At 39.6% G+C, this 13,087-nt stretch carries 13 protein-coding genes; 6 read left to right on the top strand and 7 right to left on the bottom strand.

The window, feature by feature from the left end:
- Positions 1–1,398: ABC-F family ATP-binding cassette domain-containing protein (locus B2X33_RS00090; protein ID WP_296666522.1), on the top strand; the 1,398-nt coding region annotated here is incomplete at its 5' end.
- 56 nt (positions 1,399–1,454) lie between these two features.
- Positions 1,455–1,859 (top strand): acyl-CoA thioesterase, encoded by a 405-nt coding sequence (locus B2X33_RS00095; RefSeq protein ID WP_296017345.1) that lies wholly within the window; start codon positions 1,455–1,457, stop codon positions 1,857–1,859.
- A 137-nt stretch (positions 1,860–1,996) separates the two neighbouring features.
- Here B2X33_RS00095 and rpsU read toward each other — a convergent pair whose 3' ends face one another.
- The 5 genes from rpsU to B2X33_RS00120 all read right to left on the bottom strand — a co-directional run bounded on the left by rpsU (position 1,997) and on the right by B2X33_RS00120 (position 6,036).
- On the bottom strand, positions 1,997–2,203 hold the full coding sequence (rpsU, locus tag B2X33_RS00100) for a 30S ribosomal protein S21 (RefSeq protein ID WP_078930978.1): 207 nt from the start codon (positions 2,201–2,203) through the stop codon (positions 1,997–1,999).
- 100 nt (positions 2,204–2,303) lie between these two features.
- Positions 2,304–2,696, bottom strand: coding sequence for a flavodoxin domain-containing protein (locus B2X33_RS00105; protein WP_296017330.1), 393 nt, complete (start codon positions 2,694–2,696; stop codon positions 2,304–2,306).
- Positions 2,693–3,271: a DUF3793 family protein gene (locus B2X33_RS00110; RefSeq protein WP_296666524.1), complete on the bottom strand. Its 579-nt coding sequence runs from the start codon at positions 3,269–3,271 to the stop codon at positions 2,693–2,695. Before B2X33_RS00110 ends, B2X33_RS00105 begins: the two co-directional genes overlap by 4 nt.
- A 315-nt stretch (positions 3,272–3,586) precedes the next feature.
- Complete coding sequence (locus B2X33_RS00115) at positions 3,587–5,308, bottom strand: B12-binding domain-containing radical SAM protein (protein WP_296017321.1); 1,722 nt, start codon at positions 5,306–5,308, stop codon at positions 3,587–3,589.
- The gene (locus tag B2X33_RS00120; protein ID WP_296666526.1) at positions 5,308–6,036 is read right to left on the bottom strand and encodes an IMP cyclohydrolase; all 729 of its coding nucleotides are present in this window, start codon (positions 6,034–6,036) and stop codon (positions 5,308–5,310) included. Before B2X33_RS00120 ends, B2X33_RS00115 begins: the two co-directional genes overlap by 1 nt.
- A gap of 539 nt (positions 6,037–6,575) precedes the next feature.
- Between B2X33_RS00120 and B2X33_RS00125 the strand changes: the two genes are divergently transcribed.
- From B2X33_RS00125 to B2X33_RS00140, 4 genes are all read left to right on the top strand, one after another.
- Positions 6,576–8,861, top strand: a complete 2,286-nt coding sequence (locus B2X33_RS00125; RefSeq protein WP_296666529.1) for a methyl-accepting chemotaxis protein — start codon at positions 6,576–6,578, stop codon at positions 8,859–8,861.
- A 56-nt stretch (positions 8,862–8,917) separates the two neighbouring features.
- Positions 8,918–10,537 carry an NAD(P)/FAD-dependent oxidoreductase gene (locus B2X33_RS00130; protein WP_296666532.1) on the top strand — a complete coding sequence of 540 codons (1,620 nt, stop codon included), beginning with the start codon at positions 8,918–8,920 and terminating at the stop codon, positions 10,535–10,537.
- Positions 10,538–10,554: 17 nt separating this feature from the next.
- A complete protein-coding gene (locus B2X33_RS00135; RefSeq protein WP_296017288.1) occupies positions 10,555–10,881 on the top strand; it encodes a Dabb family protein in 327 nt (108 codons plus the stop codon).
- 77 nt (positions 10,882–10,958) lie between these two features.
- A complete protein-coding gene (locus B2X33_RS00140) occupies positions 10,959–11,354 on the top strand; it encodes a hypothetical protein (RefSeq protein WP_296017280.1) in 396 nt (131 codons plus the stop codon).
- Positions 11,355–11,469: 115 nt separating this feature from the next.
- On the opposite strand, the gene B2X33_RS00145 is transcribed toward B2X33_RS00140, so the two are convergent.
- Positions 11,470–12,522 (bottom strand): S66 family peptidase, encoded by a 1,053-nt coding sequence (locus B2X33_RS00145; protein WP_296666535.1) that lies wholly within the window; start codon positions 12,520–12,522, stop codon positions 11,470–11,472.
- Between the two features lie 16 nt (positions 12,523–12,538).
- A partial coding sequence (locus B2X33_RS00150) for a cytidylate kinase-like family protein (protein WP_296666537.1) occupies positions 12,539–13,087 on the bottom strand: 549 nt, incomplete at its 5' end.

Below are 13,087 nucleotides of genomic sequence, written 5' to 3' on the forward strand. Positions count from 1 at the left end.
CACGACCGATATTTTTTGGATGCAGTTTGCAGCAGCATTTACGAGCTTGACCGCAAGCGTCTCAAACTTTACGAAGGCAACTATTCAACTTATCTCGAAAAAAAACAAATTGAACTCGAAATCGAGCAAAATACAGAACGCCGAATAGAATCAGTTCTCCGAATTGAACGCGACTGGCTCATGCGGGGTCCATGCGCCCGCGGAACAAAGGCAAAAGCTAGAATCCAGCGCGACAACGCCCTCATAAACCGCGAAAAATTCTCGCAAGACAAAGGATTTTCGTTTGAAGTGGCAGGCCGCCGTCTTGGAGGCAAAATTCTCGAACTGCACAATATTTCAAAAAATTTTCCAAAAGGCTACGTCGGCGAAAAAGAAGCCGGTGATTCAACCGCACAAAACTTTACGCCAGTGCTCAAAAATTTTTCCTACAAATTTAACAAAGGCGAAAAAATCGGCATTTTCGGAAACAACGGCTCAGGAAAATCCACGCTCTTAAACATCATCACCGGAACAATTCCGCCAGACACCGGCACAATCGAAAAAGGCGAAAACACATTCATCGGCTACTACCAGCAAAATCCGGTTTTTCCAAACCTCAACCTGACAGTCCTCGAATACATAAAAGAAGCGGCCGAAATAGTGCACCGCAACAACGGAAAAGACCTGAGCGCTTCCCAATTCTTAAACGAATTCGGTTTTGAAGGCAAAATCCAACATTCAATGCTTTCCACACTTTCCGGGGGCGAACGAAAACGCGTTTTTTTGGTACGGCTTCTAATCACAAACCCAAATTTTCTCGTTCTCGATGAACCGACCAACGATTTTGACATTTTCACAATGAACATTCTCGAGCAGTTCCTCACCGACTACCAGGGCTGCCTTTTAATCGTAAGCCACGACCGCTATTTTATGGACAAAATCGCCGACACACTTTTCATAATGGAAGAAGACGGCAGCATAAGCGGATTTGTCGGCAAATGTTCCGAATATCTGCAAACTTTGGAAGAAAAAAAGAAAGCACAGTCCAAGAATGAAAAGGGGAAAGACTTCCCCTCGCTCCCAAGCCAAGCCGCTCCACGAACCGTCCCTGCAAGCAGCGCCGATTCTCTCCGCTTTGATGGCTTGTCCGCTACCCCTTCTGCGGGCTCAAACGCCGCCCGCAACGCCTGCTCGCCAGAAAAACCTCGCCGCCGCACTTATAAAGAACAAAAAGAATTCGAAGCTCTCGAAAATGAAATTCTCGAACTCGAAGAAAAAAAATCCGTTCTCGAAGCGCAAATGGCTGATTCAGACTTTACAAAAGCGAGAAAAGCCGGAGAAGAATACACAAAAGCCGAAGAACGCCTAAACCATGCTTACGAACGCTGGAGCGAACTTGCGGAACTGTCAGAAAATTAAAACCTCGCTTTAATGCGTTTTATATTTTTTTTACTTTATGCTACACTTTTCTCATTATGAAAATTACAACGGTATTAAAAGTTCGTCCCTACGAATGCGACTCTTACAACCACGTAAACAATGCAGTTTACTTAAACTATCTGGAAACCGCCAGAATGGACTTTCTGGAAAAAATAGGTTTTAACTACGATGGAATCTTCAATGCAGGCTACTATCTTTTTGTAACCCACGTAGACATTCACTACAAAGTTTCTGCAAAAATGCACGAGGAACTTTCAATCGAAACCTGGCCAATCAAAATGGGCGCAGTTTCTGGAACGATGCACCAGATTATCAAAAAACCGGACGGTCAAATCAGCGCCGAAGCCGACGTAACCTGGGCCTGTGTAAACCACGAAGCTCATCCGTCAAGAATTCCTTCGGAATTTATGGTAGACGGCCTTAAACCAGAATCAAACTAAACAAAAAAATGACCGCTGGACAAAAGTTTCATTCGCTTAAAACCAACGGTCATTTTTATTTATCTTTTTCATTGTTTTTTTGTTTGCTATATAAATAAAAAAGGCCGCCCATTTGAGCAGCCCGTTCACTTTTAGAACTAGTAATCTTTTTTTTCTGACTTGCGTCTTTTGTTAAAAAGTTTGCGTTCCAAAGCAGTTTTCTTCTGATGATTTTCTGCAGAAGGCTTTACATAGTATTCGCGGCGTTTACATTCACGAACAATGCCCTCTTTTTCAACCATGCGCTTAAAGCGTTTAATTGCTTTTTCGAGGTTCTCTGACTCGTCTACAACGATTGTTGCCATGTAATTTCACCTCCTTTCCTCGGTGTTCCGATAAGTTTGATTAGTATATGAAAAATTCAAAATGAATTCAACATATCAACCAACCAAATTTCAAAAAAAACTAGTTTAAAAGCGCCTTTGCGTCTTCAAGAGCCTGAGAATCTGGAGCAAGCTGAGCTTTTGCAATTCCTTTTAGATTTGCTCCGGCCGCTTTTACACGTTCGCCCCAGTCGCTGAGCATTTGACCGTCGCCCCAGTCGTAAGAACCAAAAAGACCTATGGTTTTTCCAGAAATCTGGCCTTCAATTCCCGAAAAGAACTCTTCCATTGAATCTTCAAGCTGTTCGGCGCCCATTGCAGGGCTTCCCAAAAGAATTAAATCCGCAGAAAGAACTTCTGAGGGGTCTGCTACATCAGCAGTGCTAAAATATGCATCCGGCGCAGCTTCCTTAATCGCATTTGCAATCTGCTCCGTATTTCCTGTTGTTGAAGAATAAACAATTGCTGTTTTCATAAATTTTCCTCCATTTTTTTATATTTTTGCGCAGCAAGAGGAACGCTAAGTCCCTGCCTGAACCACGACATACAAATTTCTGTGCAGAGCCTGTACTTTTCCATTAAATCAAGTGCAGCCTGCTTATCTCCATAAACTTTCCAGAATCCGCTAAACACACAGTTTCTGGCATTTTGAGTTTCAAAACCTATGACATCTTCGAGCGGATAGCCCAAAAAAAGTCCAGTTTCGTGCGGAAAGGAGCTTTCGTGGGCAAGCCGAAATAAAAGTTCGCTCAAAATCGAATTAAAACCTTTTTCAACATCATATCCCTTAGTTTTTAAGTATTCCTGGTTTTTCTTTTTGGAGCAAACTTCTTCAAGCAAGCCTTTGTCGTAAACAAAAATCAAAACCCGTCCGTCGTCTTTTTTGAGAACAACAAAAAAACGCCTGTCTTTTGAAAAATTTTTACGCCAGGAAAAAAGCCGGCTTCGATTAGTTGAATAAAATTCATTTTTAAGGCTAAAAAGGCTTGCAGGTTTTATTCCGCAAAGCGCAGGAGCGCTGCAATGAATCACAGTTTCTTCAAATCCCATTAAAAATTCCAAAAAAATATGGCAGTACAACACTCCAGAGAAACAGTCAGAACTTAAGAATCGTACTGCCATGAGGTACACTTAGGTTAGCACAAGCTAACTATGTTGTTAGCATACACTAACAACATAGTTATGTCAATTGAATTTTTCTTTTTTGAAGAGTTTAAGCCAGAAAAGTTAATTTTTAAGGGAATAATATACCCCGGATTGTAACGGCGCGAATGCGTCCGCCTCGGCGGATGGAGCGAAAGCGGAACCGTGAAAAGCCGGATTGTACGCAAAATGCGGTCCAAATTTTTATGGCACATACGGTTTTTATTCAATATTGAAAACAGCGCCATCGGGAGAAGGCTGAACTTTTATTTTGCATGGGTGGAATTCGGCGTTTGCGCAAAAAAATGGCAAATCCATTGCGTATTCTGAGAGCACGTCTTCTGGCCAATAGTGCAATTTTATGGTTGATGTCTGGCAGTCGCCGTCTGCATCGCTCAAAGCGCCGTAAAGCTCTATCATATCGCTGACTATATTTATATACTTTGCAAGATGATTTTGTTCAAATTGTTTTTTTATAAAATCTTTCTGCAATTTTCTAATCTGCGGCATTTTTGGTTCGGGCGGAAGCATAATTTTTTCTTCTCGAAGATATTTTTCAAATTCTCCAAGAAAAACGCTCGGCTTTTTGTGCAGATGGTAAATTATGCAGTTAAACCAGCTTACTGCGCGACCCTGCGTATAAAAAAGATTTACCGCCCGTGCAAGCGAAGCGGCTTTTTGCAAGTCTGACTCTGGAAATTGAGGTGTTTTTAAAACGTTGTAAGGCGGTTTTTGTTCCCATATCATTCCAAATTTTTTTGCTGAATCGTGCAAATCTGTTCCTGGAAGAACCGAAAGGCAAAAAAGTTCAAGATTGTTTGGATAAAGGCTGAGCGCATAATCAATACTGTTTTTAAAACCTTTTAATGTGTCGCCCGGCAATCCGTAAATCAGGTCAAAGCCAAAAGTCACGCCTGCCTCGTTAAGATAACCAATATTTTTGCTGAACTTTTTTTTGTCGAGCGTGCGATGTACATTTTTTAAGACTTCTGGATCTGCGCTCTGCATTCCAATTTGCAGGGCACAACGCACGCGGCTGAAGGCTTTTGCAAGTTCGCGGTCAATAAATTCGGCCCGCGCTTCAAAATAATAAAAAGTGTCCGGCGTTTTTTTTTCAATCAGCCTGAGCATCTGAATGGCGCGTTCTTTGCTCGCATTGTAGGTTGGATCAAGGACAAAAACCTGAGGAACTTTTTTTTGGGCAAAAAGCTCGATTTCTTTTTCGATCCGTTCCATCGGAAAATATGCTACTTTTTTTTCGCCTTTGGATTCGTAGCAATATGAACACTTAAAAGGGCAGCCACGGGCAAGTTCCCATAAAGCTCCGCCGTATTTTGCAACGTCGAGTGTGCCGTCAAGATATGGCGAAGAAAGTTTTTCTAAGGCGCAGGGTGAAGTTCTCGCAAACTGGAAGACCTGAGGTTTGCCGTTTAAATAGAAAAGTCCTGGAATTTCGGGCAATTTTTCTGCACCGGCATTTTTAAAAATCGATTCCAAAAGCAAAACTGCGGCTTCTTCGCCAGCTCCTGCAATCGTATAATCAAATCCCTCAAAGACAAATGGATCTGCCGTAACTTCAGGACCGCCAGCAATTGTTATGATTTCCGGGTTTATTTTTTTGAGACAGCGGGCAGCATTTTCCAAAGCAACATGATTCCACACGTAAATGCTAAAAAGCACGATTTGCGGACTTTTTTTTGCCAGTTGCTCAGCAATGTAAGAGCCTGTCTGCATTTCACCGGCATTTTTTTCTGCTTCAATTTCTGCTTCGGACAAAATCTTTTTTATTTCGGGAGATTCCTTGCAAAAATCACACAATTCAACATTGTAAAAATTTTTTGTGCGGTCATCGTTTTTTACGGCAGAAGCAATACAAGCCACCCCCAAAGGCAGAGCCTGAGGGGATTTTTCGATTAAGAGCGTTGTGCAAAGAACTTTTTGCATTATTTGTTTTTATTGATGATTTTTTCTTCAAATTTTCCAGTCTGAATGTCAATAAAGCGGACAAAAAGACTTACTTTGTTTTCTTCGTTGAGACTTGACCAGATTTTGTCGGTAAATTCTTCGATATTGCCTTTGATTTCTACAACTTCCGGTTCACCCTCAAACGACGGAAGAGGATTTCCGTTGCCCATATAAGTATGAATAAATCTTCCCTGGCCTTTTACAGGATTGTCGTATGCAAATGTGAATCTTAAAGTGTTGTCTGGATTTCCAAAATCGCTTTTTAAGATTGAAATTGCGTAATCGAATTTTCCATTTTCTATATTTAAAAGTGAAGAAATTCTCGGAGTGTAATTTGGAGCATCGTGTTCATATTTACGAGAACGCAATGACTGTTCAAAAGTTTTTCCTTCTCTAAGACCTTCAAAAATCGTGTCTGTCTGATCACCGTTTGTTACGATTGTACTGTTTTTGAACTGACGAACTGCCGCATAAATTATAAGGCTTGGATCACCTGCGATTAAACTTGGATCAAATGCTTTTGTGCGAACAACTTCGCTTCCATCTTCTGTTTCGACTGTAAAAATGCGGTTACGGCTTCCAGCGCTGCGTCCCATTGTCCAGTATGCGCTGACAGCATATTTTCCGTCTTCTGAAAGACCTGCAACAATTCCGCGTCCTGGATATTCATTCTGCGACAAAAGATTTTCGAGCTGATTGATTTTCATAAGTAAATTCCTTTAGGGCAAGGGATTGGAAGGGCGCATAGCGTTGTTTTGTGCCGGCTGAGCTTATCGAAGCCAAACAAAACAATGAAACCCTGCAAAGCCCGGTGCGGGTGTCCAAATTTTATTTTTGCTGCGGTTGCGCCCGCCGAAACCGCAAAATATAGAAAATTTTGCCTTTTTGACAAGCCGATTACAACTGCGAACAAAGTTTCTGGGCAACCGCATGACCCAAAATTTATAATTTTATTTTTCAGGTTAAATATCGAAGTTCAAAAAATCCAAGCAATGATTTTCCTTATCGAATTTCCTGAGAAATTGTTTTGGCTTGACCGGAAAATTTAAACTCAAAATAAACCGCTTGCCTTTATATTATCTACAGTTTATGTTTTTTTCAACACTGGCACTTTAAGGAATTTTTGGTTATATTTTGCTAAAAAGTGTTTATTTTTCTTTATTGATATGTTTTTTTAGACGATAATAGAGATATTGGACAATTTAAAAATGGCGGGTGAGTGTTTGCTCTTTATTCGGAGGATTGTATGAACGAACCTTTTAATCCAGAACTTGAAAACAACAGAATTATTTCTACCGGAAATCCTGCTTTTAATGAACAAAATTCTTCTGACGAAAATATCGAAGTTTTAGAGGCTTTGGAAGATGCGCCATCAGAAAAAAAATCTAAACAAAAAAAGCAGAAAACCGCAAAACACTCTAAGCATAAAATTTCTATAAAAAATATACTACGTTCGATCACCTTTAAATTTGCAGTCTTTCTTTTTGTTTTTTTTGCACTTTCATTTACAACTTTATCATTTTTTCTGGTTCATTCGATTGCAAAAGACAACACAGAAACTTATACAAATTTTTCTACAACAATTGCAGAACGGACAGCCGACGGTTTAACTTACTGGCTGGATTCTTTCTCTAAAAGTTTTGGAATTTTTACAAACAGCGAGGCATTTACTTCTGGAAATTATGAACTTGCCTGCAATTATCTGACAGAAAACAAAGATTTAATCGATCCAAGTTTTGATTTTATCGGAATTGCCGGCCAAGACGGAAAAATGTACGATTCTAACGGAAATTACACCGACATTTCGCATGAAGACTTTTTTACGGCAATTTACACAAACGGAAAACAACAATATATTTCTGATCCTGTGCCATCTCCAGACGGAATCGGTTACATTTTTTATGTTTCTGCTCCAGTAACAAACACGAACAAATCGTTTTGGGGAGTTATTGTCGGCGCGCTTGCTTTGAGCAAGGTGAATTACCAAATTACACAGTCGAATTTTAGCGACAACAGTTTTACCTACGCAATCGATTCAAAAGGAAATATTATTGCTCATCCAGATTCTGAAAAAATCATGAAGAATTTTTACGTAATGAGCGATGAAGAATCCGGCTATAAAGGGTATCAGGAAATGACTCAAAAAATGATTTTGAGCCAAAAAGGAACCGGAATTATCAAAGACAGCGAACGAAATGCAACAAATTACGTTTTCTACTGCCCAATTAACCATACAAACTGGTCGCTGGCAATTTCAATAAACCAAACAGAAATCGTTTCGATGGCAAAAAAGAGCGCTTTCCAGATTTGTTTTATAAGCATTATGATTGCAATCATACTTTTGGTTGTAACTTCTATTTATCTGACAATGTTAGTTCATCCTCTCATTCAGCTTAAAAATTCAATTATCGAAATCGCTTCCGGTGCTGCAGATTTAACAAAACGAATCGAAGTAAAAACAAAAGACGAAGTTGGCGAAGTTGTTTTGGGATTCAACACTTTTACACAAAATTTGCATCATATTATTATGCGGATAAAAGAATCGAAGGATGAACTTTCAAAAGTTGACGGAGAAATGGCAGGTACAACATGCGAAACAAGTTCTTCTATCAACAAAATCATTTCAAATATAAGCACAGTAAGCAGCCAAATTGAATTGCAGGGAAAATCTGTTGAGGAAACTACAGACAAAGTAAACCAGATTACGAAAAATATCGAAGCTTTAAATGCAATGATTGAAAACCAGTCGTCTGGAGTTACTCAGGCCAGCGCAGCAGTAGAAGAAATGCTTGGAAATATTTCTTCCGTTACAAGAAGCACTGAGCATATGGTTGATTCATTTATCTCTCTCGAAAACGACACAACTACAGGAATTGAAAAACAGAACAGCGTAGACGAACAGATTCAGCAAATTCAAGCACAGAGCCAAATGCTTATGGAAGCAAACAAAGTTATTTCTAAAATTGCGAGCGAAACAAACCTTTTGGCAATGAATGCTTCTATCGAAGCTGCGCATGCAGGCGATGCAGGACGCGGGTTTAGCGTTGTTGCGGATGAAATTCACAATCTTTCCGAAAGTTCTAGCCGCCAGTCAAAACAGATCCGCGATGAACTTCAGAAAATTCAAAATTCGATTGAAACTGTCGTTGTATCTTCGGCAGAGGCTAAAAATTCGTTCCAATCAGTAACAAAGAAAATCCGAGAAACTGACCAGCTTGTTCAGCAAATAAAAGGCGCAATGGAAGAAAGTGAAATCGGCAGCCATCAGATTACAGATGCGCTCAAAATGATGAACGATTCAACTTCTGACGTTCGTGTCTCTTCCGGAAGCATGTCGGCAGGCAACCAGACAATATTGGATCAAGTTAAAAAATTACAGCTAGCAACAGAAGAAATCAAATCAAGCATGATAGAAATGACAGCTTCTGCAAACCAAATTAGCGACAACGAAAAAACTTTGAGCAATATTTCCAAAGCAATGCAGAAATCAATCTTGAAAATTGGTTCTCAGATTGATTTGTTCCATGTCTAAATAATGTTTAAGCTCTAAAAATTGCATTTTTTGGAGATGATTAATATAATATCGGCATGACTTGTGAACTTTCAATCACCCTCATGCCAGAGGACGAAAAAAATCAGAGCACAATCGATGCAAAAATTCGGCAAGCTCTTAAAGAAAAAAAAATTTTTGAAAATGGACAGAAAATCACTTCGGTTTTTATAAAAAAATCGATTGACGCACGGCATTCCCAGATTAAGCTCGTTATGCGTTACAAAATTTACATTGATGAAGAACCGGAAGATTTAGAAAACATTGCGCTCAACTGGAAACACGCCGATGGAAAACGCTCTGTAGTTATAATCGGCTGCGGACCGGCAGGACTCTATGCGGCTTTTAAACTTTTCGAAGCAGGAATTAAGCCGGTTATTATTGAACGTGGAAATCCGACAAAAGTTCGGGCAGGCGACATTGAAAACCTTACAAAAGATGGAATTTTGGACGAAAATTCAAACTTTTGTTTTGGTTCTGGAGGAGCAGGAACTTTTTCTGACGGAAAACTCTACACCCGTTCAAACAAACGTGGCGACATCTATAAAATTTACAGAATTTTTGTTGAATTTGGAGCAAATCCGAACATTCTTACCGATGCGCATCCTCACATTGGAACAGATAAACTTCCTGGCATTATTGACCGCATGGAAAAAAAAATTGTAGAACTTGGCGGCGAAATTCATTTTAATTCACTTTGTACAGATTTAATTGTAGAAAAAACTTCTCAGAACAATGAATTAAAGGCGACCGGTGTAAAAATCAAAAATCTTACCGATGGAAAAGAAAAAGAAATTTTTGCAGATTCAATAATTCTTGCAACTGGACATTCTGCGTCAAATATTTACCAAATGGTTTCGAAAATTGCACCAAATGCGCTCGAAGCAAAAACATTTGCGGTCGGAGTCCGGGTTGAACATCCGCGGGCAATTATAGATTCAATTCAATTCCACGGAAAACAAATGCCTGCCGCCGCCGAATACCGTCTTACAACTCAGGTTGACGGCCGCGGAGTCTACAGTTTTTGCATGTGTCCCGGCGGCTTTGTCGTTCCATGTGCAACAGCAAAAGATCAGATTGTCGTAAACGGAATGAGTTCTTCTGGACGAAACAGCCAGTGGTCAAATGCGGCAATTGTCGTTGAACGCAGACCGGAAGACATTCCTCAGGAATTTAAAAAACAGGCAGAAGGTGAAGGCTGTCCTGCACTTGCCGGGCTTTACTGGCGAACCTGGCTCGAAAAATTAACTTTCAAAAACGGTTCCGGTCAGCTTGCACCAGCTCAAAGGCTAACGGACTTTCTTGAAGAAAAAGAATCAAAATCGCTTCCAATTACAAGTTATAAACCCGGAGTTGTTTCAAGCAGACTGGATAAATGGCTTCCAAAAGATATTTGTAAGAAATTGCAGGCAGGATTTAAGGATTTTAACAAAAGCATGAAAGGTTTTGTTTGCCCTGACGCAATTCTAATCGCTTCGGAAACAAGAACCAGCACTCCTGTAAGAATTTTACGCAACAAAGACACTTTGGAATGTACGGCAATTAAAAATCTATATCCATGCGGAGAAGGAAGCGGATATTCTGGAGGAATTGGAAGTTCGGCAATGGACGGAGAGCGCGTTGCCGGAACAATAATAAATTCTCTCAAAGCGCAGTAAAAACGGAGGAACCAAAAATGAAACACTGTATCCTTGTAAAATTTGTTCCGGAAATTTCAAAAAAAATCGAAAATTCGTTTATTGAGCAGATTCAAGAACTGTTTAATACTGCAACAACAGAAATTAACGGAGTACATTACGTAAAAATTTACAAGTGCTGCATAAAACGCGAAAACCGCGCCGACATTATGATTGAAATGGACATGGACAAAGAAGCGCTGGAAGCCTACGATTCAAGCGACGCTCATTTAATTTGGAAACGAGAATATTCAAGATTTATTGAAGAAAAAACGATTTTTGACTTTGACGACACAAAACCTTTCAAAAAAACAATAAATCAATAAAAATTGCAAAAAATATTTTTCGTGTTAAAATTATGTTTAATTGAGTTTGCAATGCAAGCTTTTTTAGAGGAGTTGTTATGGCAAAAAAAAGTAGTTTTAACCTTTTTTATTTGATTGGAATGATTGCAGTTGTAGTCGGAAGTTTTTTACCGATTATAAGAATTTCGCTTGGTATTCTTGGAAAGATTGATTTTACAATAATTGATGCTTTTAAGGACTTGAGCAATTTAGATTCGTGGCTTGCACTTTTAATGTTTGTTGCGGCAGCCGTTGGAATTATTCTGTGCTTTGTAAAAGTTTCTAATTCAAGCATGTTAAAAACAGTTTGTCTGCTTGCTTCTATTGTGCTCGGACTTATCTTTTTTGCACGCGGAAACTTTTTTAAAGACTGGTTTAAAATTACAGGCTTTGGATTTTATATAATTCTTGCGGGATGGGTTATCGGTCTGATTGGTACTTTTGTAAAAAAATAAAACGGCTTAGGGGGTGTAGCCACGCGTAGCGTTATAAGCGGACTCGTCCGCTTATAATGAAATGGCGAAACACCCGACACCGCGCAAGCGGTGGAAGCCCCAACTTATAAAATTTTTATAAAATATTCATTTCGATTTTTATTTTGTCATTTTTTACAGAAATTTTTGAATTTGCTCCAATTATCAAGGGCATTGCCGGATCAATATGACCAATATCGGCATCCAAAACAATTGGAACTCCAAGATCGCCCAAAATTCCTGTTACTGCATTGTATTGATTTACGCCCATCATTTCCTGCCGAAAAGCCGCAAGCGGCCGTCCAAAAACAAACCCCGAGGCATTTTTAAACCAGCCGCTTTCTTTTAAATGCCAGAGCGCCCTGCGGATATCCATTGGATTGTAATCACAACTTTCCAAAACCCAAACAATTTTTTTGTGCTTTTCGCTAAACCGGCAAACGTTTTCCAGCCGAGTTCCGCTCAAACCGACAATGCAGTCAAGACAGCCGCCCAGAATAGTTCCGTCAAATTCCAATTTTTCGTCTGGCAGCAAAAGTTCTAAAGTATTTCCATTTTTAGAAGGAATATAAGACACAAGTTCTTTTCTGTCAGTCAAAATATAAGAAGAAAGAGGGTCTTCGCTCTCTACATCTGGATTTTGAAATTTCGGATAACCGCTGACCGTAAAACTCTTTCCTTCGAGAAGATTCCAGGCATCAAGCTCGCTCTGTTCCCAGGGTTTTCCGAATCCAGGAGCATTTTGACCGTAGATTGCCGGAATTGAGCAGAGGGTTACAAGCGGAAAAATGAAATTTGTATTGTCGCTGCAACCAATAAACCACTTTGGTTCGGCAGTTTTGAGTTTTTCAAAATCAACGTAACTTACGGTTTCGCACATGAGTTCACCGCCGCCACAACTAAAAACAGCATTTATTTTGGGGTCTAAATAATATTTTTGGAGTTCAGCGGCGGCGATTTTTGGGTCTGTCGAAATTCCAAGACCGTCAGACTTGTAGCAGCACTCGCCAATTTCCACGTTATAACCACGTTCTTTAAAACGGCGGACTGCCTCGTTAAAGCGAAAATTGTAAGGTTCTGTCGTTGCGCCAAAACTCGGAGCAACAATGGCAATCGTATCGCCTTTTTTTAGCGGTTTTGGAAAACGCATATTTTTAAGTCCTTTTTTAGCGGCTTAACTCAACAATAAGTTTTGCACACTCATCAAGTCCAATTTTTCCAGAATTCAAGCACAAATCGTAATATCTAGAATCGCCAAATTCGGTATTTGTGTAGTAAGTGCAATACTTGCAACGTTTGCGGTCAACTCTTACAAGATCCCGCATGATTTTTTCTTCCGAAACATCCTGCATTCTATTGTTTTTTAAGTATTCAACTCTCCACCATGGATCTGCGTGAATAAAAACATGCAAGCTGTCATCAAATTCCTGAAGAATTTGATTTGCGTTTCTGCCGACAATAACGCAATGACCGTGTTCTCCAAATTTGCGGATAACTTCTTTTTGCGCTTCAAAAATTTGATCGTTTATCGGTTTATTGTAAAAATCAAAAAGCGACTGTGTAAATCCCGTCAAAAACGGCGCTTCTTCGTCGCTTTTTAGAACTTTAGAAATATCGATATTTTTTTCACTTGCCGCCTGCAAAATTATACTTTTGTCATAATACTCATAACCAAGAATTTCTGCAACTTTTTTGCCGATTGTTGAACCGCCTGC

Source organism: Treponema sp. UBA785 (assembly GCF_002297065.1).
Classification (GTDB): domain Bacteria; phylum Spirochaetota; class Spirochaetia; order Treponematales; family Treponemataceae; genus Treponema_D.